1 protein-coding gene is annotated in these 473 nt (G+C 54.3%); it reads right to left on the bottom strand.

What is annotated here, in order from left to right; translation table 11 throughout:
- Positions 1 to 473: IS30 family transposase (locus FD01_RS04395; RefSeq protein ID WP_162257335.1), on the bottom strand; the 473-nt coding region annotated here is incomplete at both ends.

Below are 473 nucleotides of genomic sequence, written 5' to 3'. Positions count from 1 at the left end.
TCACCTTTGGGGAAGTCTCGCCGAACCATCTTATTGTGGACCTCGTTGGTGCCGCGCTCACTGGAACGGTATGGGTGCGCATAGTACACAGTGGTCACGCCATCGAGCACCGAGTCTAGGTCGGCGAACTCAGAGCCATTGTCGGCAGTAATCGTTTTAATGACGTCGCCGTACTCCGCAACGATACCGCGCATGGCGTAGTTTACCGAATCGGCGTCGCGGCCGTCAATCAGACGCATGAACTGGAAACGGGACTTGCGTTCTATGAACGTCATAATGACACTCTCTTGACCATCACGCTTACCCACCACTGTGTCTAGCTCGAAGTGGCCGAACTCACGGCGACTATCCACACGTTTCGGGCGCTCATCGATACTGCGTCCAGTAAGCAGTCGTTTGTGCTGAGTGTTGGCCTTATGCTTGATGCGGTGGCTGGTCTTCTCCAGCAGATCAATATTCTTGATCTCCAGGAG

Source organism: Lacticaseibacillus manihotivorans DSM 13343 = JCM 12514 (genome assembly GCF_001435035.1).
GTDB classification, from domain to species: domain Bacteria; phylum Bacillota; class Bacilli; order Lactobacillales; family Lactobacillaceae; genus Lacticaseibacillus; species Lacticaseibacillus manihotivorans.
This window is presented reverse-complemented; position numbering and strand designations above follow the sequence as displayed.